The sequence below is a fragment of the Spirosoma arcticum genome, assembly GCF_054779955.1.
The window spans coordinates 93,068-114,519 of record NZ_BAAGXG010000003.1; the positions used below are offsets into that span (position 1 = coordinate 93,068).

At 52.3% G+C, this 21,452-nt stretch carries 17 protein-coding genes; 6 read left to right on the forward strand and 11 right to left on the reverse strand.

Annotation, left to right across the window (positions count from 1 at the left end; translation table 11 throughout):
• Positions 1–40: 40 nt before the first annotated feature.
• The 4 genes from porW to uvrC all read left to right on the forward strand — a co-directional run bounded on the left by porW (position 41) and on the right by uvrC (position 7,800).
• Entirely contained in the window at positions 41–2,287 is a 2,247-nt protein-coding gene (gene porW, locus ACYVHB_RS07670; RefSeq protein WP_461051115.1) for a type IX secretion system periplasmic lipoprotein PorW/SprE, read from the forward strand.
• 99 nt (positions 2,288–2,386) lie between these two features.
• Positions 2,387–4,741: a penicillin-binding protein 1A gene (locus ACYVHB_RS07675; RefSeq protein ID WP_461051116.1), complete on the forward strand. Its 2,355-nt coding sequence runs from the start codon at positions 2,387–2,389 to the stop codon at positions 4,739–4,741.
• A gap of 107 nt (positions 4,742–4,848) precedes the next feature.
• Complete coding sequence (locus tag ACYVHB_RS07680) at positions 4,849–5,970, forward strand: glycerate kinase (RefSeq protein ID WP_461051117.1); 1,122 nt, start codon at positions 4,849–4,851, stop codon at positions 5,968–5,970.
• Positions 5,971–5,991: 21 nt separating this feature from the next.
• Positions 5,992–7,800, forward strand: coding sequence for an excinuclease ABC subunit UvrC (gene uvrC, locus ACYVHB_RS07685; RefSeq protein WP_461051118.1), 1,809 nt, complete (start codon positions 5,992–5,994; stop codon positions 7,798–7,800).
• 109 nt (positions 7,801–7,909) lie between these two features.
• Here uvrC and porN read toward each other — a convergent pair whose 3' ends face one another.
• The 8 genes from porN to sucD all read right to left on the reverse strand — a co-directional run bounded on the left by porN (position 7,910) and on the right by sucD (position 17,124).
• Complete coding sequence (gene porN, locus ACYVHB_RS07690) at positions 7,910–8,953, reverse strand: type IX secretion system ring subunit PorN/GldN (RefSeq protein ID WP_461051119.1); 1,044 nt, start codon at positions 8,951–8,953, stop codon at positions 7,910–7,912.
• Between the two features lie 61 nt (positions 8,954–9,014).
• Positions 9,015–10,610 carry a type IX secretion system motor protein PorM/GldM gene (gene porM / locus ACYVHB_RS07695; RefSeq protein WP_461051120.1) on the reverse strand — a complete coding sequence of 532 codons (1,596 nt, stop codon included), beginning with the start codon at positions 10,608–10,610 and terminating at the stop codon, positions 9,015–9,017.
• A gap of 32 nt (positions 10,611–10,642) precedes the next feature.
• Complete coding sequence (gene porL / locus ACYVHB_RS07700; RefSeq protein ID WP_461051121.1) at positions 10,643–11,455, reverse strand: type IX secretion system motor protein PorL/GldL; 813 nt, start codon at positions 11,453–11,455, stop codon at positions 10,643–10,645.
• A gap of 45 nt (positions 11,456–11,500) precedes the next feature.
• Positions 11,501–12,649, reverse strand: coding sequence for a T9SS ring complex lipoprotein PorK/GldK (gene porK / locus ACYVHB_RS07705; protein ID WP_461051122.1), 1,149 nt, complete (start codon positions 12,647–12,649; stop codon positions 11,501–11,503).
• A 250-nt stretch (positions 12,650–12,899) separates the two neighbouring features.
• Positions 12,900–13,892 (reverse strand): PorP/SprF family type IX secretion system membrane protein, encoded by a 993-nt coding sequence (locus ACYVHB_RS07710; protein WP_461051123.1) that lies wholly within the window; start codon positions 13,890–13,892, stop codon positions 12,900–12,902.
• A 196-nt stretch (positions 13,893–14,088) separates the two neighbouring features.
• Positions 14,089–14,871 carry a uroporphyrinogen-III synthase gene (locus ACYVHB_RS07715; protein ID WP_461051124.1) on the reverse strand — a complete coding sequence of 261 codons (783 nt, stop codon included), beginning with the start codon at positions 14,869–14,871 and terminating at the stop codon, positions 14,089–14,091.
• Positions 14,872–14,981: 110 nt separating this feature from the next.
• Positions 14,982–16,217 carry a DUF4271 domain-containing protein gene (locus ACYVHB_RS07720; RefSeq protein WP_461051125.1) on the reverse strand — a complete coding sequence of 412 codons (1,236 nt, stop codon included), beginning with the start codon at positions 16,215–16,217 and terminating at the stop codon, positions 14,982–14,984.
• 31 nt (positions 16,218–16,248) lie between these two features.
• The gene (gene sucD, locus ACYVHB_RS07725; RefSeq protein WP_461051126.1) at positions 16,249–17,124 is read right to left on the reverse strand and encodes a succinate--CoA ligase subunit alpha; all 876 of its coding nucleotides are present in this window, start codon (positions 17,122–17,124) and stop codon (positions 16,249–16,251) included.
• Between the two features lie 174 nt (positions 17,125–17,298).
• On the opposite strand from sucD, the gene ACYVHB_RS07730 reads away from it, so the two are divergent.
• Positions 17,299–17,901 carry a DUF6962 family protein gene (locus ACYVHB_RS07730; protein ID WP_461051127.1) on the forward strand — a complete coding sequence of 201 codons (603 nt, stop codon included), beginning with the start codon at positions 17,299–17,301 and terminating at the stop codon, positions 17,899–17,901.
• A 19-nt stretch (positions 17,902–17,920) separates the two neighbouring features.
• Positions 17,921–19,018: a DNA topoisomerase IB gene (locus tag ACYVHB_RS07735; RefSeq protein WP_461051128.1), complete on the forward strand. Its 1,098-nt coding sequence runs from the start codon at positions 17,921–17,923 to the stop codon at positions 19,016–19,018.
• Between the two features lie 12 nt (positions 19,019–19,030).
• Here the strand turns inward: ACYVHB_RS07735 and ACYVHB_RS07740 are convergent, their stop codons facing one another.
• The 3 genes from ACYVHB_RS07740 to ACYVHB_RS07750 all read right to left on the reverse strand — a co-directional run bounded on the left by ACYVHB_RS07740 (position 19,031) and on the right by ACYVHB_RS07750 (position 21,449).
• The gene (locus ACYVHB_RS07740; protein ID WP_461051129.1) at positions 19,031–19,723 is read right to left on the reverse strand and encodes a DUF421 domain-containing protein; all 693 of its coding nucleotides are present in this window, start codon (positions 19,721–19,723) and stop codon (positions 19,031–19,033) included.
• A gap of 15 nt (positions 19,724–19,738) precedes the next feature.
• Positions 19,739–19,948 carry a DUF2188 domain-containing protein gene (locus tag ACYVHB_RS07745; RefSeq protein ID WP_461051130.1) on the reverse strand — a complete coding sequence of 70 codons (210 nt, stop codon included), beginning with the start codon at positions 19,946–19,948 and terminating at the stop codon, positions 19,739–19,741.
• Positions 19,949–20,060: 112 nt separating this feature from the next.
• The gene (locus ACYVHB_RS07750; protein ID WP_461051131.1) at positions 20,061–21,449 is read right to left on the reverse strand and encodes a TolC family protein; all 1,389 of its coding nucleotides are present in this window, start codon (positions 21,447–21,449) and stop codon (positions 20,061–20,063) included.
• Between the last annotated feature and the right edge of the window lie 3 nt (positions 21,450–21,452).

Consider the following 21,452-nt stretch of genomic DNA (forward strand, 5'->3'; position numbering starts at 1 on the left):
TTGAGCGTTTTGAGTACGAGTATCCACGTGCTATCGTCGAATGTTCCGCTATTTCCCTCACCGCTCATCCCTGTTACTGACGGTCCTTGTTTCACTGACTGGAGGGTTAATTTCGTGTTCGCAGTACAGCACAAGGCCCATCAGTAAGGGATATCATAACCTCACAGCCCACTACAACGCCTACATTATTGCCCGCGATCAGATCGACGAAGCTGAGCAAATCCTGTTCAAAACTCGCCGGGAAAATTACAACCAACTGTTGCCTATTCTCCTGCCGGTCGATTCAATGCTCGCTCAGCCGGTGAAGCCTCAGTTGGACGATGCCATCAAAAAAGCGTCGCTTGTTCCCGAACGGCATCAGAACAGCAAATGGCTCGATAATTCCTATAACCTGATTGGCCGGGCGCGGCTCCTGAAACAGGATTTGCCCAATGCCATCGAGGTGTTCAAGTACGTAAACACCAAGGGCACCGACGAGAACGACAAGCATGAAGCGTTAGTGGGCCTGATGCGTGCTTATGTTGAAGCGGGCGATTATCCAAACGCGCTGAATGTAGCGGAGTATCTGCGTACCCAGCCGCTTAACCGGGCCAACACCCGCGATTTTTACCTGACCAAAGCGTATCTGCACCAGCGGAAGGGCGAGTTTGTCACGGCCGTCGGCATCCTCGACGCTACGTTTCCGGTGCTCAAAAAAGGGGAATCGACCGCCCGGCTACACCTCATTGCGGGCCAGCTCTACGACCTGATCGAGCAGCCCGCCAAAGCTGTTGAGCAGTATCGGCAGGTGTTAAAGGCCCGGCCAACCTACGATCAGTCGTTCTACGCAAACCTGTATGCGATTCAAAGCAACGGACTTACGGGCGACCAGAAGCGGGTGGCGCAGTCGGCCGCTACGTTTACAAGCCTGCTCAACGACCGCAAGAATGCTGATTTGAAAGACAAGATCTATTTTACAATGGGGCTGCTCGAAGCGCGGAGCGGACGAATCGATCAGGCAATCAAGTTCTATAGTCAGTCGATTCAGGCGGCTGGAGCAAACACGACGCAGGTGCCTCACACGTACCAGGAAATCGGTCGGTTGTATTTTGAGAAGAAAGCCGATTATGGCCGGGCGAAAGTTTACTATGATAGTGCCATGACGTTGTTGCCAAAGCAGTCGCCCGATTACGCAGCCGCTGTGGTTCGCAAGAAAACGCTCGATGAATTTGTGCAGTACCAAACCACGATCCGTACCGATGATAGCCTGTTGACGTTGGCCCGAATGGACCCGGCCGCTTTGGATAAAGTACTCGACAAAGTGATTTCGGACCGCGAAAAAGCCGACAAAGCGCAGGCCGCACTGGCACAGCAGATTGTGGAGCGGGCAATGGGCGGTAATTTCAACGCCGTGGCGGGGGCAACCAACTCCGGCCTCCCACCCAACGAACGCTGGGTGTTGTATAATCCCGTGGCGCTCAGCCAGGGTCGGCAGGAATTTTCGGTGCGGTGGGGCAACCGGCCGCTCGAAGACAACTGGCGACGCAGCAGCAAAGAATCGTCGGAAGCGGTAGCGGCTACCAATAGTCCGCTCAATGGTGGTTCGGCCGCCAACGGCATCAACCCAAACGCCCCCTTGTCATCGTCCGGCCTTGGTGGTACGCCACCGGCAGGCCCGGCATCGGTACGAAACGCTCAGAAAGAGGCCTTGCTCAGCCAGATACCCGTTGCCAAAGAAGCCCAGGTGCTGGCGAATCAGCGGATTGAAAACGCCCTGTATAAATTGGGCAAGCTGTACAAATTTCAACTGGACAAACCCGCCGATGCCATACCGACGTTTGAGCAACTACTGACCCGCTACCCCAACACGCTGCCCAAGCCGGAGGTGTACTATCTGCTTCACCTCTCGAATGAGCAGTTAGGGAAGGCGTCGAACTGGAAAGATAAACTGTTGACTGAGTATCCCAACACGTCGTATGCCCGGCTGACGGGACGTACGGCCACGCAATCGACCGACTCTGAAGCACAGGCGCAACGGGTTTACACGGACATATACGAACTGTACAAAGCCAGCAATACGACCGAGGCCCTGGCCCGCGCCGAGAACGCGCTGGGTACTTTTGCGGGTACACAACTGGAAGACAAACTGGCGCTGCTGCGGGTTATGATGATTGGCCGGGTGAAGGGCATCGACGCCTACCGGCTGGCCCTGAACGAGTTTGTACGCGATTATCCCGCCAGTAAGCTATTGCCCCGTGCGCAGGAAATGCAGGCCGCTGCCGACCAGCCAACGGCGAACAGAAAGTAGATTTTAAATTTAATGATGAATGATAGATGATAAATGATAAATGCCTGCCGGTGTAAATCGTTTATCATTTGTCATTCATCATTCATCATTCCAAAATTGATGATTGACTTTGCTCCCGGTACTTACAGGACTGTAATAAAAAAGCTCTGGCGGTATTCACTGATTGGCATTGCGTTGCTGGTTTTTTACGTGCTGGCCGTTAGCTACAACTTCTTCTGGCTCTTTGGCGGGATGCCTAATTTAAAGGCGCTCGAAAATCCGAAGAGTGAAGAAGCCTCGGAAGTGTACACGGCCGACAATCAACTACTGGGTAAGTACTACGTCGAGAACCGTACACCCGTCGAAATATCGCAGGTGTCGCCCAACGTCGTATCGGCGCTGCTGGCGACGGAAGATGCCCGGTTCGTGAAGCACTCCGGCATTGATCCACGAGCGCTTTTTCGGGCAGTAATTGGGGTGCTTTCCTTTCAGGATCTGTCGAGTTCGGGAGGAGGCAGCACGCTGACGCAACAAACGGCTAAGAACCTGTTCGACACCCGGCAGGAGGAGTTGCGCGGTGTGCTGGGGAACGTACCGATTTTGAAAACGATCATCTCGAAAACGAAAGAGTGGATTCTGGCGGTTCGGCTGGAACGTAACTACACGAAGCAGGAGGTGATGATGATGTACCTCAATACGGTTTCGTTCGGCAATAATACCTACGGCATTAAAACGGCGGCCAAGACGTATTTTGGTAAAGAACCCTGGCAACTGAACGTGGAGGAATCAGCCCTGCTGGTGGGAATGCTGAAAAACCCCACTTTCTATAACCCGCGTCTGTTTGAAGAGCGAACCATCAGTCGGCGGAACGTGGTGCTGGGGCAGATGAAAAAATATAAATTCTTGGACGATGTGCAGTTTGCGACCTACAAACGCAAGCCCCTGAAACTGGATTTCAGCATCGAAAACCAGAACACGGGCATGGCGGCTTATTTCCGGTCGGTGATCCGCGACGACATCAAGCGGTGGATCAGGCAGTACAACGAAGAAAACAACGCCGAACTCGACCTATACACGAGCGGGCTGAAAATTTACACGACCATCGACTCGCGGATGCAGGCCTACGCGGAGGAAGCCGTCATGAACAACATGCGCGACCAGCAGAAGAAGTTTTACGAACACTGGCGTGGTCGGAATCCGTGGGTGCAGAAAAATCCGCGAACCAAAAAGTACCAGGAGATTCCGGGTTTTATTGAAGCAAGGGCCAAACAAACCGCCCGCTACAAGCAACTCAAAGCCGAATATGGCAAAGACGAGGACGCGATCTGGCGCGAGATGCGGAAACCGTCGAAGATGAAAGTGTTCGTGTACGGTGGCACTCGCAATGAAAAGGACACCACAATGAGTCCGCTGGATTCCATCAAATATTACAAGCGGCTGCTCAATACAGGGTTTATGTCGATGGACCCGCGTTCGGGCTACGTAAAAGCCTGGGTGGGGGGTATCAATTTCAAGCACATGAAGTTCGACCACGTCCGCCAGAGCCGACGCCAGCCGGGGTCGACCTTCAAACCGTTCGTGTACCTGACGGCGATGGATCAGGGCTTCGTGACGCCGTGCAGCCACGTTACCGACCGACCAACGGTATTTGCCCACGGGGAAGACAACAATAATGGCCCGCCGTGGATGCCAAAAAATTCGACGGGGCGCTACAGCGGACAGGATTTATCGCTGCGGGAAGCGCTGGGGCAGTCGATCAATTCAGTTAGCGCTCAGTTGATTAAAAAAACCCGCGCGGCTGCCGTTATCAAATACGCCAACGACATGGGCATTTTGAGCAAAGATTTGCCCAATAATCCAACGCTTTGTCTCGGCACGGGCGACGTGTCGGTCTACGAAATGGTGGCGGCCTACTGCGCATTTGCCAACGGCGGCACCCGCGTCCGGCCCATGATGCTCGTCCGCATCACCGATAAGGATGGCAACGTACTCAAGAACTTCACCCCCGACGCCAACCAGGTAATCAGCGCCAACCGGGCCTACGAGATGTTGCACCTCATGCGCGGAGCCGTTGAAGAACCCAACGGCACGGCGCAGCGGCTCAGAACGCAGTACAAACTGCTGGAAGGCGGCAACGAAATTGCGGCTAAAACCGGCACTACTTCCAACTACTCCGATGCCTGGTTCATGGGCATGACGCAGCATTTGGTGTCGGGTCTGTGGGTGGGTGGCGACGACCGACCCATTCACTTCCGCACGATTGAGCTGGGGCAGGGCGGACGACAGGCGATGCCCGCCTGGGCGATGTACATGCAGAAGATTTACAAAGACCCAACCCTGACGCAGTATCGCCCGGAGCCGTTCCGCAAGCCCAACAATTTCAAGATCGACTGTGGCGGCTACCACATCGACTCGTCGCAGCGGTATATTCCGCCCAAGGTGGTACCGGAAGACGAGGAAGAGATTTTGCAGTAGAGATAACTGTAAGACGAATTTTTAGGACAGGATTATAGGATTGAATAGGATTTGTTTTACTACCATCCTCCAATCCTGTAATCCTGTCCTGTATTTATACCAAGCCTATGCGCATTCTTCTCGCTCCCGATAAGTTTCGCGGTTCGCTCACAGCCCAGCAAGTGACCAATGCGATGGCGGAGGGCGTTCGTTTAGCCCGTCCTGAAGCCGAAACCATCGCGCTGCCCCTCGCCGACGGGGGCGAAGGAACCGCACAGGTCCTCACTGAAGCCATCAACGGCACCTGGCATATCGCTACGGTCAGCGACCCGCTTGGTCGGCCGGTTGAAGCAGGTTTTGGGCTGTCGGGCGATGGGCAAACGGCGTTTATCGAAATGGCGGCAGCTTCGGGGCTGGTGCTTTTGTCCCGCAATGAACAGAGCATTGTCCGCACGGGCACCTTCGGAACGGGCGAACTGATTCAAAAAGCCATTGACCAGGGCGTTGGGCACGTGGTGCTGGCCATTGGCGGGAGCGCTACGACCGACGCGGGCATCGGGATGGCCAGTGCACTCGGCTGGCAGTTTCTCGATAAACACGGGGAGCCGCTACGTGCCATCGGGATGAGCCTGCCCCGCATCAGCCGCATCGTCCCTCCTACTGCGTCACGCATTGGCGACACTCGATTTGCGGTCGCCTGCGACGTGACGAACCCATTGCACGGACGAAACGGAGCGGCTTATGTCTATGGTCCTCAGAAAGGCGGGACACCGCTCGAAATCCTTTGGACCGATACGGGATTGCGCCGGTTCGCCCGTGTCGTGCAGGAGCAGTTTGGCATCGACATAGCGGACGTGCCAGGAGCTGGAGCGGCTGGCGGACTCGGCGCGGGGGCCTTGTTTTTCCTGAACGCAACGCTCCAGCCAGGTGTCGACGTGGTGCTCGACGCCGTTGACTTCGACCGGCACCTCCAAAACGCCAACTTCGTGCTGACGGGTGAAGGCAAACTCGACAAACAGACTATGCAGGGTAAAGTACTAAAAGGCGTTGCTGACCGGGCTGGTCGTGCGCATGTGCCGGTTGTTGCGCTGTGCGGTACGCTCGATCTTGACACAACCGACATCAACGTCCTGGGTATAACGGCTGCATTTTCGGTGTTGAATCGTCCTCAGTTGCTCGATGAAGCCATTTTGACTGCTTATGACGACGTTCGCCGGGCAACCTTTAGCGTGTGTCGATTGTTACCATAGACAGCGTTTACCTTGCTAATTATGCCCGAATTCGACTACAAGAAAGAACTTGCTAAAGTACCGCACGAGCCGGGCGTTTATCGTTATTTCGACGCGTCGGGCGAGGTTATTTACGTCGGTAAGGCCAAAGATCTTAAAAACCGCGTCAGTAGCTACTTTACTAATTCCAAAGGGCACGACCGCAAAACACTGCGCTTGGTGAGCCAGATTCGTAAGATCGAATTCACCATCGTCAACACGGAATTTGACGCGCTGTTGCTTGAGAATCAACTCATCAAGCGCTATCTGCCGAAGTTTAACATCCTGCTACGCGACGACAAAACATACCCCTTCGTCTGCGTCACCAACGAGCATTTTCCGCGCGTGATCACAACCCGGCGCATCGACCGGAAGCAGGGCACATTTTACGGACCGTTTGCCAACCTGAAGCCCATGTACACAGTGTTGGACATGTTCAGTCAACTCTTCACGATCCGCACCTGCAACTACAACCTTGCTCCGGAGAACATTCAGGCGGGTAAATACAAAGTGTGTCTGGAGTATCACATCGGCAATTGCAAAGGCCCTTGCGAAGGCAAACAGGCCGAGGGTGATTATGACAAAGACATTGAGCAGGTTCACCACATTCTGAAAGGCAACCTGAAGCCAGCGCAGGATTATTTCCGGGGGCGCATGGTTGAAGCAGCCGGAGAAATGGCGTTTGAGCAGGCCCAGAAGTACAAGGACAAGATGGACGTGTTGCAGCGGTTTCAAAGTAAATCGACGGTAGTAAACCCAAAAATTGCCGATGCCGACGTGTTCTCTATTGCCTCCGACGAAACGGCTGCGTACGTCAATTTTATGAAGGTTGTCAACGGCACTATCGTACAGGCGCATACGGTCGAGATCAAAAAAAAATTAGAAGAATCCAACCCGGATCTGCTGGCGATGATGATCGTTGAGTTTCGAGGACAGTACGGCAGCAACGCCAAAGAGATTATCACGAATATTCCGTTGGATGTCGATTTACAGGCGGAAGTAACGATTCCGCAGATTGGCGATAAGAAGAAACTGCTGGATATGTCGCTGAAAAACGTGCTGTATTTCCGGCGCGAACGACAGGAACGAGCAGCCGCCGAAGCCACAGCCAACGCCAGCCGGAACGACCGGGTACTGATTCGACTGAAGCAGGATTTACAGTTAAAAACGCTGCCCGTTCGCATCGAGTGCTTCGACAACTCGAATATTCAGGGCACAAATCCCGTATCGGCGATGGTGTGCTTTGTAGGCGGCAAACCAGCAAATAAAGAGTATCGGCACTACTCGATCAAAACCGTCGTGGGTCCTAACGACTTCGCCAGCATGTATGAGGTGGTTACGCGCCGGTATAGCCGTGTGCTCGAAGAAGATACCGGCCTGCCTGATCTAATTGTGATTGACGGAGGCAAGGGGCAGCTCAGTGCGGCCTGCGATGCGTTGAAGAACCTCGACCTATATGGCAAAGTACCGATCATTGGTATCGCCAAACGGCTGGAAGAAATCTATTTCCCGGAGGATAATCTGCCGCTGTACATCGACAAGAAATCCGAATCGCTCAAACTCATTCAGCGCATCCGTGACGAAGCGCACCGGTTTGCCATTACCTACCACCGCGACAAACGTAGCCGCAACAGCCTGATTAGTGAGTTAGAAAGCGTTGAAGGAGTTGGTAAGAAAACGGCGGAGAAGCTACTGAAACATTTCAAAGGTGTTACCAAAATTAAGGAAGCCACCATCGAAGAAGTCGCAGAGATCGTTGGTAAAGACCGGGCGGTTAAACTGAAGCAGTATTTCGAGACAATGGAGCAATGATGGTATTACGGGCTTCAGTCCGTTTTTATTAGTCAAAACGGACTGAAGTCCGTGATACCCCAACAAAAAAGGAGCCGCTTGGCTCCTTTTTTGTTTTACTTTAAAACTCTTAGTATTCCCAGAGACCATGCTCTGTTTCCATCAACTCATACTCGGTTTGGTACGATTTCATCAAGCCCTCTTTGTCACCATACATGCCAAGCAAGTCGGTGTCGTTGGGGTTTGCTACTTTCGTAATCCGACCATAGAACAAGCGCAGATCAAACGCATCGGCTAAGTTTTTGTGCTGAGCCTGGTTCTGTGGGTTATACCAGATAAATTTCTTCGGGTCGCTGCGGAACAACTTATCAAGGTCTTTGTATTTGAACGTTCCCAGTGGTACTTCCAGACCGGCCGTGTTTTTGTCGGATGGCAAGTAAATAGTCACCGTTTGAATGTCGTAGTACAACCGGGAGCGCTTGCGGTCAAAAATCCAGTCTTCTTTGATTTCCATGATGTTGAACTCCTTAGCGAAGTACTCATCACCCTGAATAGTGGGCGCAACGGCTACTGCGGTATCAATCTTGGGCGCTTCTACAACCGCAGCTTTCGCTCCTTTCTTGCCTTTTGTGGTTTTTGCAGTTGCCTTTTTAGGGGCAGGTCCCCAGCCATCATCAGCCGGTTTAGCGGCTGCTTTCTTAGGAGCACCCCAACCGTCATCAACTGGCTGAGCCACTTTTTTCTTCGGATCAGGTTTCTTGGCATCGCCCCAGCCGTCGTTAGCGCCACCAGCAGCCGTCTCGTTACCGAAGCCAGCCGCGATTTCCTCGGCTGATAGACCACCACCCGTGTTAGGCTGGATCAACCGATCCTGAAACTTCTGGGGTGTCAGTTTCGTAGCTACTGAGTCGTTTGCGTACACATCGATCAAGCCCGCTTTAGCGGCATCAATGAGGTACTTGGAAATCTCGTTGTTTTTCGAGAACATCGACTGATTCTGTTTTTCCTTTAGGTCGATCCGACGCCAAAGGGTCTTCTTCATCATGATGTCGTTCTCGTTGATACCCCGAACCGACAGCGAGTTGGTGCCGGTACTCGGTTTCTCCTGCGCCACCGCTCCTCCGGCTATGGCCAGAAATGTAGCGGCTACCGCTGCCGTTTTAAACTGGTTCATGTCTAACAACTTTTGTGTTTATCTATATGTACTAAACGGCGCTGATACCGGTTTAGTGCTTTTAATTCAGAGGAATAACGAACGTAGGACGGCCCATAGGCACATCGCTGGTTTTACCCTGGAAGTTACGGCGTTCAACACCTTCAACTTCCACTACATACCGGTCACCAGGTTGTGCTTCAGCAGCCAATGACCCAATTGAACCACCACCCGGACCAAGGGCTATTGGGCTACCAACCCGGCGGCTACCCCGAGCCAAAGAAATTGTGATTCCAGAAACCCGGAAGTTCGCGTCATCCGGCGAGTAGTTGCGAAAGCTTTCATCCGCAATGGCATTAACCCGAACACTACGAACAGCCGATGCTGACATACCCCGACGCTCGTCTACTTTCGATCCACCAGCGTATATTTCCAATGTCGGCTTCGGTACCCGATTTACTTTGAAATCGTTTTTACCCAGCAAACTCCCCGCATTGCTTACGTTCAGCACGACGCGGGCAGCACTCGGCACAATTGTAATTTTGCCTTTCTCGCCAGAAGAGAGCACTTGAGCACCATCGGCGGAGAAACTCGGGTTCCACAAGGCACCCAACTGTGGGCTTTGAACGCTCAGCTTATTAGCACAACCTAAGTATAAGGGCGGAAACGACCCCGACTCAATTTCGTAAGATGGTTTCGCCACAAAGTATTCCTGATTGAAGCTAACCGTTTTGTTTTCGCCATTTGGCTGCTGATACGAGATCGAGCCGTTCAGCGTCCGGCGGGCTAATCCGTTTTTGTCATACGCACCGCCCTGCGCCGTAAATTCGATGATACCCTGACCATCCTGAATTCGCACCGGTCCACCGTTCAAGCTCATGCGCGGCTGAATACCCGACGACGAAGCAGCCAAAAACATCTGACCTTTAAATTTCGTACCGGCAACCACCACTTTCGACTCCATGCTCAGCATCGCGAGGATTTTGTCGAACTTCACGTCCTGTGCGCCTACTTTGCTGGCCAGCAGATTCAGCACTTCGCCCTCGATTCGCCGAACATCGGACTGACGCTGAGTGAGCACGGCCAACGCAGCAGGAACGGGCGTCTGCGCAAAGTTCAATTCACCGAAGTCTTTGGTACGTTGATCCGGCGAACGGCTCATAACAGGGTCGTCTTTACCGTCTAATGCCAGCGAGCTATATTTAGCCGGTGAGTATTTTGACAGGCCGGTGATATAATTGTCCAGCTTGCCTTTTAATGAATAAGCCTGCCCGTTACGAGCGCTTCCAATCATGATTTGAGCAACCTTCTCTTCTTCACTCAAATTACGAATAGCCCCGGCCTCGTCGAGACCGCCCCCTGCTTCGGCAATGATGCGTTGCTTGAGGCCGTCTATTTCGCCAATGATGTCAGCCGTTTGCTTGCGTACGTCATCGGCTTGTTTTACAATCGCCAGATCGTTTGCCCGGTTGCCGGATTTGGCTACCGTTTCCCGGATATTGTCGAGCGTGGATTGGTTAACCCGGTTAGCCGACCCCGTTGATTGCTCCAAGCTATTATTTAACAAAACGAATTTTTCCAGAATGGCCGACGTGACCTGCAAGGCCAATAGTGCGGTCAATACCAGATACATCATCCCGATCATTTTCTGACGGGGTGTCTCTTTTGTGCCTGCCATGAAATTATGGTAGTATTTTAAAGGGATTAATTTTAGTTGCCGCGCATGGCGGTAAGCATGCTGCCGTAGACACCGTTGAGCGATGCCAGATTGCCGGTCAGTTTGGCCATTTCGCTCTTAAACTGCTGCGTGTCGCGGGTGGCGTCGGCCATGTTCTCCATTGCCGATGTAAGGCTACCATAGAAAGCGTTCATCGCCTTCAGGTGCTTGTTGGTATCCTGCAATTCCAGTTCGTAAACCGCATTCAGGGCACCCATATTCTTGGTCACTTTCTGAAATTGATCGCGGTAGTCTTTCGTATCGGCGGTAGCATCGGCCATTGAGTTCATCGCCGTGATGGCCGTACCGTATGATTTGTTCATTTCGCTGATCGAACCCGATGCCGACTTCACATTGCGGGCGTAATCATTGGTTGCCACAGTAGCATCCGTCAGGTCGCTCAGTTTCGATACGGTGTCGTTCAAATTGCGAAATCCAGAGCCAAGCCGTTCAAATACGTCCGGTGTTACTTTAGCCTGCGCCAGCATCTGATCCATATTACCGGTCAGGCCATTAGCCTGGGGCGTTGCCTTACGGGCTTCACCTTTGAAATCGTCGGCCAGCTCAGGATAAACTTTCTCCCAGGCGTAATCTGTTCCGCCCGGAACGGGCAACGTAAAGCTCTGCACGGCGTACAAGGCAAAAATAACTACTTCGGTAAGCAGGCCGAGTGTAAGCATCCAGCCAAATTGTTCGTTGTGCGTAATTTTGGCCCAGGCACCGAAGATAACGACGGCGGCCCCGGCACTATAAATGGTTGGTACTAAACGATCCCAAAAGAAATTAGTGGACTTTGTGGTTGCCATAATAGCGATTATTGATTGGAATAGGTAACTGACTTTATGTAGTTATCAGGCTTTTGCCGTCTTAGACGACTTCTTGCTGCTCTTAGTGCTTTTACTCTTGCTGCTACCACCAACTCGTCCACCCCGAGCCGACGCTGTGCGACCTTCCAGATTGTCCATTACGCAACGGAAGCCAATGTACGAACGCTTCTGATCTTCGATCTCATAATAACGCGTTCCGGTTTCGAGGTAGTAGGCAATATCTTTCCACGAACCACCCCGAACCACCTTACGCGGCTCGTCGGCATTTTGGTTATCGGGGTTCATATCCCAGACAATGGCGTTGGAGTTGTCGGCGTAGGCATCGCGGCACCATTCGGCCACGTTACCCGACATGTTGTACAGGCCGTAATCGTTCGGGCTGTAAGCCGTCGCGGGCGCGGTGTACGGGTAACCATCGGCATCGAAATTACCCCGTTGCGGCTTGAAGTTCGCTAAGTAGCATCCTTTACCGTTAGCCACGTACGGATTACCCCAGGGGTATTTAGCTCCGTTTTTACCGCCCCGTGCTGCCCACTCCCACTCGGCTTCGGACGGTAGCCGGAACCGGGGCGAGTTAAACTCCCCTTCTTTGGTGCGGTAATCATTATACGTATTGGTGCGCCACTGGCTAAAGTGCTGAGCGGCTTTCCAGCTAACACCCACAACTGGGTACGTATCGAACGCCGGGTGCGCGAAGTAATACTCCAGCATCGGGTCACCGTTGTGGTAGGTAAAGTCATTTTTCCAGACCGTAGTGTCCGGGTAGAAGTTGGCAATTATCTCTTCTTCGCCCAGCACCGAGACCGAGTCAGCCATGAGCGCATTTACATATTGCCGGTATTCGTGGTTCGATATTTCAGCATCGTCCATGTAAAACGAGCTGATCGTCACCTGGCGGTTCATGTTAATTTGTGTCGCGGCCACGTCTTCGTCGGCCTGACCCATAATAAACGAACCCGATGGTACGAGCACCATTCCGTAGGGTGTGGTTTGTTTGTAACCCTTACGCCCGGTAGCGGTAATCTCCCCGTTTGTGATGCCGACATCACCCCCCTTGCCTCCTTTTCCACCAAACTTCGATTTCACAAACCCGCAACCCTGCATCAGCAGAATCACTGTCGCGACCATCATCACCCGGGTTGCGTTGACTGTAAACCAGTTGTACTTCATCATTGTAGACTATTTTGCCTTCTTGTGCGAGACCAGACTAAAAACGAAAATCTGTTTGGTTATTGTATGTAACGAATAGTTCAACCTGAAATTCTTTGACTGATGTTTCAGGCCAATCAAAATAGTACTATACTGCGCTATTACAGCTTCTTATCCAAAAATACAGCATTCACCGCAGAAAGCCTAACAAGAATGCTGCCATCCTACTACCTGCTTTAAACAGTATCACGAAATTGTGCAACTTTATACGCGTTCAATACCGAAATCGAGGGGTTCGGATAATTGGTTTTCTGCGGGCGTCGGGTGCGGGCAAGGCATAAGCCACCAGGATTTCGTGCGATGTCAGACTTTTAATCTGCGTTCCGCCAGCAACGAGATCCAAGGCGTAGCCAACCCGCAACGCGTTGTTGCGCATCAGGTTTATACCTCCTGTGATCATGACTGCGTCGCCCAGCCGGTAGCCCGCCCCTGCCCAGATTCGATTGTCATACGTACCAATCAGGTTAGCGGTTATTGACGAGGATCCTATTCCTCCAGCAGTGGTGTACTGTACTAAAACCGATGGCTGCACCTCAATCGCGTAACCAAGGCCAAGCCGATAGCCCGCTGTCAGGTTAACGGTACGGTCGAGCGGCTCAGTCGAACGGTCGGTGATGAACGAATATTTGGCCGCGTTCAGGTGAGTTACGCTCACGCCAAGCCAGTAGTCGGTTGTGTTGTAATAAACACCGGCCGAAAAATCGGGCTTTGCCTGACTAACCAGACCCGTTGGTATACCCGGATCTCCGGGTTCGCCGGGTCGGAATAGTTCGCCGTAGTTGATGCCCCGGTTGTACAATCCCGCCTGAACGCCCAGCGCCAGTGTTCCGCTTTTCAGCGCCATCCGGTATGCGTATGACACCTGAACGGCCTGATTAATGTTTGCGCCCAGCTTATCGTTCAACGCGTAAATACCGATGCCCCCTTTTAACTTAGCTAACGGCATATTAAAGGATAATAGCTGCGTACTCTGCGCTCCTCCATCGCTGGCAATAGTTGGCTGATAACCTAAATACTGCGTACGGTGCGTTAGCTGTAGCCTCGACACGCCCTCCGAGCCAGCAGCCGCCGGGTTGTAATAGAGCGGGTTGTACATGTACAGACTAAACTGAGGGTCCTGCTGCGCCAGCGCAGCCGGAGTGATCCAGCCTGGAACTGAAGCAGTCAACAGCAACAGCGTACTAAGAATGTAGACAGTGCGAATCATACTATCTGAGAAAGAATACAGGAACTACTAACCACTGAATTTACGTAAATGCCACAGACGAGACGACCCAACTCCGTGTCTCTACCTTAAACGCCGACGTGCCCAAAATATTGAGCTAAAAAAGAAGGTTAGACGCCTTAAACAGGTACACATACCCATTCAAGGCGTCCAACCTTCTCCCAACAACGCTTGTCGGCTACTTGTTGACTTTTCTGATGTAAAGTTCAAGGGCACCCGTCATTGAGGGGGCGTTGGGCAGTGGCGCTTCAATATCGAGCATCAGGCCTGCCTCGGCAACCGCTTTTGCCGTTGTCGGACCAAAAGCGGCCATGCGGGTACCCTTCTGCTTGAAGTCTGGAAAGTTGCTCATGAGCGAATTAACCCCGGACGGGCTGAAAAACGCAATGATGTCGTAGCTCTCGATTGCCAGATCAGAGAGGTCGGTCGGCACGGTTTCGTACATGACGGCCTCCGTAAAGTGAAGGCTGCTCGTATCCATGAACTCAGGAATATCGTTGCGCCGGATGTTAGAACACGGAAACAGGAATTTCTCCGTCTTGTGTTTCTTAATCAGATCGAACAGTTCCGTGGCGGTTTTGGTCCCGTTGAAGATCTTACGCTTCCGAATAACGATGTACTTCTGTAGGTAGTTAGCCGTTTGCTCTGATATGCAGAAGTACTTCATGTCGGCCGGAACCTCCAGGCGACCTTCCTGACAAATTCGGAAAAAGTGGTCGATGGCATTTCGGCTGGTGAAGATAATGGCCGTATGCGCTAAGATGTTGATTTTCTGACGGCGAAAATCCTTGAACGAAACGCCTTCGATCTGAATAAACGGCCGAAAGTCGATTTGAAGGTTGTACTTACTGACTAAATCGAAGTAAGGAGACTTTTCGTCGGCAGGGCGGGATTGAGTTATTAACAGTCGGTTGACCTTTGTCAGCCGGTCTTCGGCCGATTGTATGCTTGTGTCGTTCATTGAATCTACACTCGTTTCAATGGTCAATTTATTGGCTGCACGTGTCGCTTTGTTTTGGCAGGAAAACCGGAATGGAACTCCTCAACAGCAACGCTGTACAGAAACACTCATCAAAGCGCAAACCGCAGACCAATGATAAGTGGAATCAATTCAACGATACAAAGGTACGAAAATAAATAAAGATTCTTGATAGGCTCCGTGCTTCGGATGACCAAATAGAGCAGCGCTAAACGGGCCGTATAGAACGCGATCAATGGCACCAGCAGGACACTTTGCGACCACGCCAGTGCCGACGCGTTGTAAGCGACAATGGCCAGCAACACGGTCATTCCCGTGAAAAAAAGTAATGACGACTGGAGAGCCTTAAAAAAGTGAATTTTGATACTATCCTTTAGTTCATATAGTCCACCCAGTACTTCCAGTAGCACATACTTGCCCATCAGGGCCAGAAACGCCAGCCCACTCAACAACAGGAACTCACCCGCCAACGCCCCAAACTTCGGTTCGCCCAGCAGCAACCACCGCGATGAAAATAAGGCTACGTTGCGACTCTGCACAAACAAAATCAGGTAAGCCAGCACGAAACTCAGGTTGATTGTGAAAAGTATGTTGGTGCTGCTCAGTGGCCGGTTAATCAGGAAAGACTCTTCCTGCGCCCGCAACGACAGCAAATCGCGCAGGCTATAGAACCGCAGAAAGGCCCGGTGATACAGGCTGAACAGCAGGGCATGAGTTGCCAGCAGAAAAAACAGGCCAATGCCCAAAAAATTCCCATACGCTGAAACTACCCGTGGGCGCAGGCTCAGGTTATCGTCGCGCAGGGCTACGGTTTGTTGAACTGCCGATTTTGGATAACCAATGAAAAGCTGACGGTCGTTGAGGCCGGGAGCACCGTAGAGGGTCACAAAAAGCTCGGGTTGCCGGTAGACGCGGAATAAACTATCAATGCTCAGCACCTGCCACGTACCGGCCCGAAGTTTGCGTTTCAAAGCCGCGTTTATAAATAAATAGCCATCCTGCCGGGTCGAAATAAGCAGTTGATAATGACGGTTACTCTCCAGATCGACGTATGCACTCAGGGCCGTTTTGCTGGCATGCTGCTCGTCGATATACGGTACGTAAGCGCTGACAGGCTCATCGTACACCAGAAAATCGTCGTGGAAATCGTGAACGGGATAATACCGGTTTTCGGGTCCTGTTCCAGTGGTGCGGGGTTGAGCGAAGGCAACGACGCAAAAGAGTGCCGCAATGGATGTTGAAAGAGCGAAAGAGCGAATGAGTGAATGAGTGAAAACCATCCGGTACACAACCACCCAAGTTTTTCGCTCATTCGCTCTTTCTCTCATTCGCTCTTTCACCCATTCACTCATTCACCCTTTATTTACCTAATGCCTTCAGCATGGTATCACCAATGAGCGCGGGCGACTCAACGACGTGGATGCCGCATTCCCGCATGATGGCCATTTTGGCGGCTGCGGTGTCGTCGGCTCCACCTACAATGGCACCGGCATGGCCCATCCGGCGGCCTTTGGGAGCGGTTTGACCGGCAATAAAGCCCACAACGGGCTTGCGATTACCGTCGGCTTTGATCCAGTTGGCGGCTTCGGCTTCCATACCCCCACCAATTTCGCCAATCATCACGATGGCCTCCGTATCGGGGTCGTTCATCAGCAGTTCAACGGCTTGCTTGGTCGTGGTGCCAATGATTGGGTCGCCCCCAATGCCGATAGCGGTGCTTTGGCCCAGCCCGGCTTTAGTGAGCTGATCGACCGCTTCGTAGGTCAGCGTACCCGATTTCGATACGATGCCGATGGTGCCTTTCTTGAAGATGAAGCCCGGCATGATGCCCACTTTACACTCCTCGGCCGTCATAACACCGGGGCAGTTGGGCCCAATCAGCCGCACGTCTTTGTCGCTGAGGTAGTTTTTGACGGCAATCATGTCGCCGGTTGGGATACCTTCCGTAATGCAGATAATGACGGCAATACCAGCCTGAGCCGCTTCCATAATGGCATCGGCAGCAAACGCGGGCGGAACAAATATGATTGATACGTTGGCCCCGGCTTCGTCAACGGCCTCCTGAACGGTGTTGAACACGGGTCGGTCGAGGTGCGTTTGTCCCCCTTTTCCGGGTGTTACGCCCCCAACAACGCTGGTGCCGTATTCGATCATCTGCTGGGCGTGAAAACTGCCCTCCGAGCCAGTGAAACCCTGGACGATAACTTTGGAGTCTTTGTTTACTAAAACAGACATGACGGTTGGTAAATCGTTGGCAATGCGGTTAGTTTTGGGAATGCGGAACGTCGAATGAAGACCATTAGCTGTTGATTATGCAACACGGGATGCAGTCGTAAGCTTCCCCATTTTCTTAGTAAATGGCCAGGGCCTTTGGGTGGCAAAAGTAGCCGAATCTTCGTAAATTACGTGATGATTTTTTCGCACATTCTATCCGGTTCTATTCTGGCAGGGGCGGGCATTGGGGTATTCTGGCATTATTTTGGTCGCATTTCGTTGTTCAACCGGCTGCTGTGGGGCTTCTTTCTGCTAATTACGTCAATGACAGCGCTGATTGGTGTGTTGCAGTACGCTGGCAACGACCTGCTCAAGCCGCTGCACCGATCAATGATCGTTTTGTCCAATAGTTTAGGCGTTGTCTGCGTCGTAACGGCGGTTTATGCCCTGCTCAATCAGCGCATACTTTCCCTGCTTAGCTTTGTTTCAGCGGTTATTTTCGGCCTGTTCCTGTTTATCAGCCTGCTGTTGCCCAACGTTCGAGTTTTCACACCAATCGTTCCTTCCTTGGGCATTCTTGTTTTGATGCTGCTGGCGGTTTTTTCGCTGCTCCAACGTAATAAACGGGGCTTATGGATAGTGCTGGCGGCTATGATGATGGGTTTGGCCACCAAAGCCGATGCCTTCGATGGGTTCATTCATCCCACCGACTTTTATCATTACATCAGCGCCCTGGCTTTGTGGTTTTTTGGGAAAGCAGCCGAGCGTGATAACCAACGGGCGGCACGGCGAGTTTGATACATCAAACCTAACAAAAGTGGATTTATTAGCATTAGCACAAGACCCGGTGCAAACGGCCAAAGCAGCTAAGTTGCGCTACATGACCGATACTATGCCCGGCATCGGCCGCCAGCGCACCAGCGACCAGTTCACGTACGTCGATCCGAAGGGTGACTTAATCGACGACGAGACGACCTTGGTCCGCATTCGTAGCATGGCTCTACCGCCCGCCTGGGAGCGCGTTTGGATCAGTCCCGATCAAAACGGGCACTTACAGGCTACCGGCATCGACACCAAAAATCGCAAACAGTACCGCTACCACGCCAACTGGAATGCTATTCGGAGCGAAACCAAGTTTTTCCGCATGGTAGCATTCGGTGAAGCCCTGCCGCTGCTACGGGCGCGGTTAGCGAAGGACTTGACGCAGCCAGAACTGACCCGCGAGAAGGTAATTGCCGTTGCTCTGAGCGTGATGGAGCAAACACTGATTCGGGTGGGCAACGCGGCTTATGAGAAGGAGTACGGTTCTTATGGCCTGACTACGCTTAAAGACCGGCACGTGAAAGCGGAAGGGGGCGAAGTGCGGTTTAGCTTCAAAGGCAAAAAAGGGATTTTTCACGATATAACCCTACACGACCGCCGATTGGCCAAGCTGGTGAAAGCCTGCCGCGACATTCCGGGCAAAGAGCTGTTTCAGTACTTCGACGAAGCCGGTAACCGAAGCTCAATTGACTCGGGCATGGTGAACGACTACCTGAAAGAAACCATGGGTGACGACTTTTCGGCGAAGGATTTCCGCACCTGGGCCGGCACCGTCAATGCATTGCGGTTGCTGGTGGAGTTGGAGCCGTGTGAGTCGGAGAAGGAACTAAAGAAAAATGTAAATACGGTGCTGGACGACGTGTCACACCGGCTGGGCAACACCCGCACCGTTTGCCGCAAACATTACGTGCATCCGCAAATTCTGGAGGCTTATGAGTGCCAGGATCTGAATCCATACATTAAACAAAAGGCTCGTTTTCGGCAAACCAGTCCGCACGGTTTGGACGGTGTCGAAAAACTGCTGCTGAAGTTCCTGAGCGATCAGGTCAAAAAGGCAGTTAAGGAGCCATCGGTCAAAAAGGAACTGGCGTGAGACCGGCTGCGCTTAGCCAATTGCCCTGACCCAAACCGGCTGGCTGCAACGCGGGCAGACTGAACGGATGGCAGGCTCCTCGAACGATTGCACGTTCCCGCAGTTGCAGCAGGCATAGCGGCCCGGACCGTTAATTTGTTCGGTGTGTCGACTGATTTCTCTGGGTAGAATCGGCAATCCTGGTCGTACCTCGTCCGGAGAAAACTCGAAGATGCTGAATTGACCATCCGCTTCCAAAATAGCGATCCGTACTTGTCCCAGTTGCTCAATGCCTGCGGCCCGCAAGTCGGCAAACATCTCGTCGCGCCCTATATCTTCACGGTCGAAATTCTCGGTCAGGATACAGCCGTTTTCAATGACATAAACGGCCTTACCTTCGAGTACTTCCCGTATGGGTTTATTCCGGTCGCTAATGTAAGTCGCCAATTTGTAGCAGCCCATCATCACCACAAATACGACCACTGCCGAACTCAGTGGTACATCGTGGTAGAACATGGGATCGCCCGCAGCCGACCCCAGGCCAATCAGCAACACCAGTTCATAAATGGACAACTGCCGCACTTCGCGCTTACCCGATATGGTCAGGGCCGTCAGCAGCACCAGAAACATAAACACCGTCCGAAACGCTATTTCGCCGAGATACGTCCACGGGAACTGGTCGATGAGCATTCGTTCCCAATCGAAGGGCTGAACAGGATCGGGCATAGGTGAAAAGAGATTCTACTTTTTATTCTCCGGCGCGTTGTCTTTGCGCACCTTAATACTTCGTTTCAACGCCCACTCTTCGGCTTTGGCCGTAGCGATGGCAATGGCTTTGCCCTCATCGTTACCCTCGGCCAGCAGCGCATTGGCAATGTCGATGGCTTTGTTGCGAACCGGAGCCATAAAATACCGGAGCGAATCAGGGTATTCTTTTTTTGTGTAAGGCATAACGTAATTAGTCGTAAGTCAGTAAATCGTAAAAGTCGTAAGTGGCTTATACAATACTGTCTTTCGCGTCAGCCACTTACGACTTTTACGACTTACTAACTGACCAACTGTTTCACTGAACAAGTTCCTGCGTGATGGTGCTGCTAAGCCGGAGCAGTTCGATTTCGGCCGCTTTGGCGTTGTACTCAGCTTCGATCAGACGAATCTGCGCGTTGATGGCGTTGCGCTGCACATCGCGAAATTCCACAAATGTTGAGTTGCCAATTCGGTAGCGATCATAGGCAATGTCTACGTTCTGGTTGGCTAATTTATTATTCTGAATTTCCAGATTGAGCAGGGCCAAACTGTTTTGATACAACTGATACGTCTGCGTAAGCGCCGACTGAAGTTGCAGCCGCTGGTCGGCCTCCTGATTTTGAGCAATCAGCGTGTTCACACGGGCGTTTTGAATTTGACGCTTCAGGTTATAGCCGTTGAAGATGGGAATTGACGCCTGCACGTTGTAGGTAGGTCCCCAGGCACGACCCGTCCGTACACCGAACCCTCCCTGGTTGTTGATCCACTGATGATTGTAGCCCGCCTGCGCCGTGATGAGTGGTAATTGTTGAGCATTGGCTAAGCGTACACTCACATCAGCTAATGTACGGTTGAGCACGGCCGCCACCAACTGCGGATTGTTGGCCGTTAGTGACTGTTGCAACGAGGGAAGTTGCAAATCGGGTCGGACCAGGATGGTATCGCGAACGGCAAATTCAGTAACTACATCGCGCACCAAAAGCGTATTGAGCAATATTTTGACGTTGCGAAGCGACTGCTGTTGCGACAGCAGGGCCGCACTGTCGGTGTTGTAATCGACCTGGGCGCTCAGAAAATCGACCCGTGAGCGAGTGCCAACTTCAAACGTGGCGCGGGCCAGTTCGAGCCGTTCGCGGGAAATATCGAGCGCCTGTGTAAACGCAATCAGCCGCTGCAACTGCCGGACCACGTCGAAATAGCCCGTAGCTACGTCGGCTACGGTTGTTTCGATGTTGGCGCGTGTCGAGATAGTGCTGATTTGTACCAATTGCCGCAATTGATAATACGTAGCTGACCGGGCATACCCATTAAATACGATGTAGTTCAGGTTAAGACCTGCATTGGACGTTCGGTTAAAGGCGCCATTAATGGCTAATGGAGAACGTAACGCGTCAAGAAACGTCTGGCGAAGGTTTTGTATACTTCCGTTAGAGGTAGCGTTACCCGTCAGCACGGGCAGGTAACCCGCGTTGCCTTTCACGTAATTATTGCGGGCAATCTGCTCCTGCGACCGGTTGATCTGAACCTGGTAATTTTTTTCAGTAGCCTGCGTAATCGCCTGTTGGAGCGTCAGCACCTCGCCCGGTTGCGGGATAGTAGCAATGGTAAACGTTCGCTGCTGAACGCGTTGAATGGCATTTTGAGGTTGTTGGGCAAGGGCCGGAAAGGAGAGTAGACTGAAAAGAAGATAAGTGTTGAGTTTCATTGA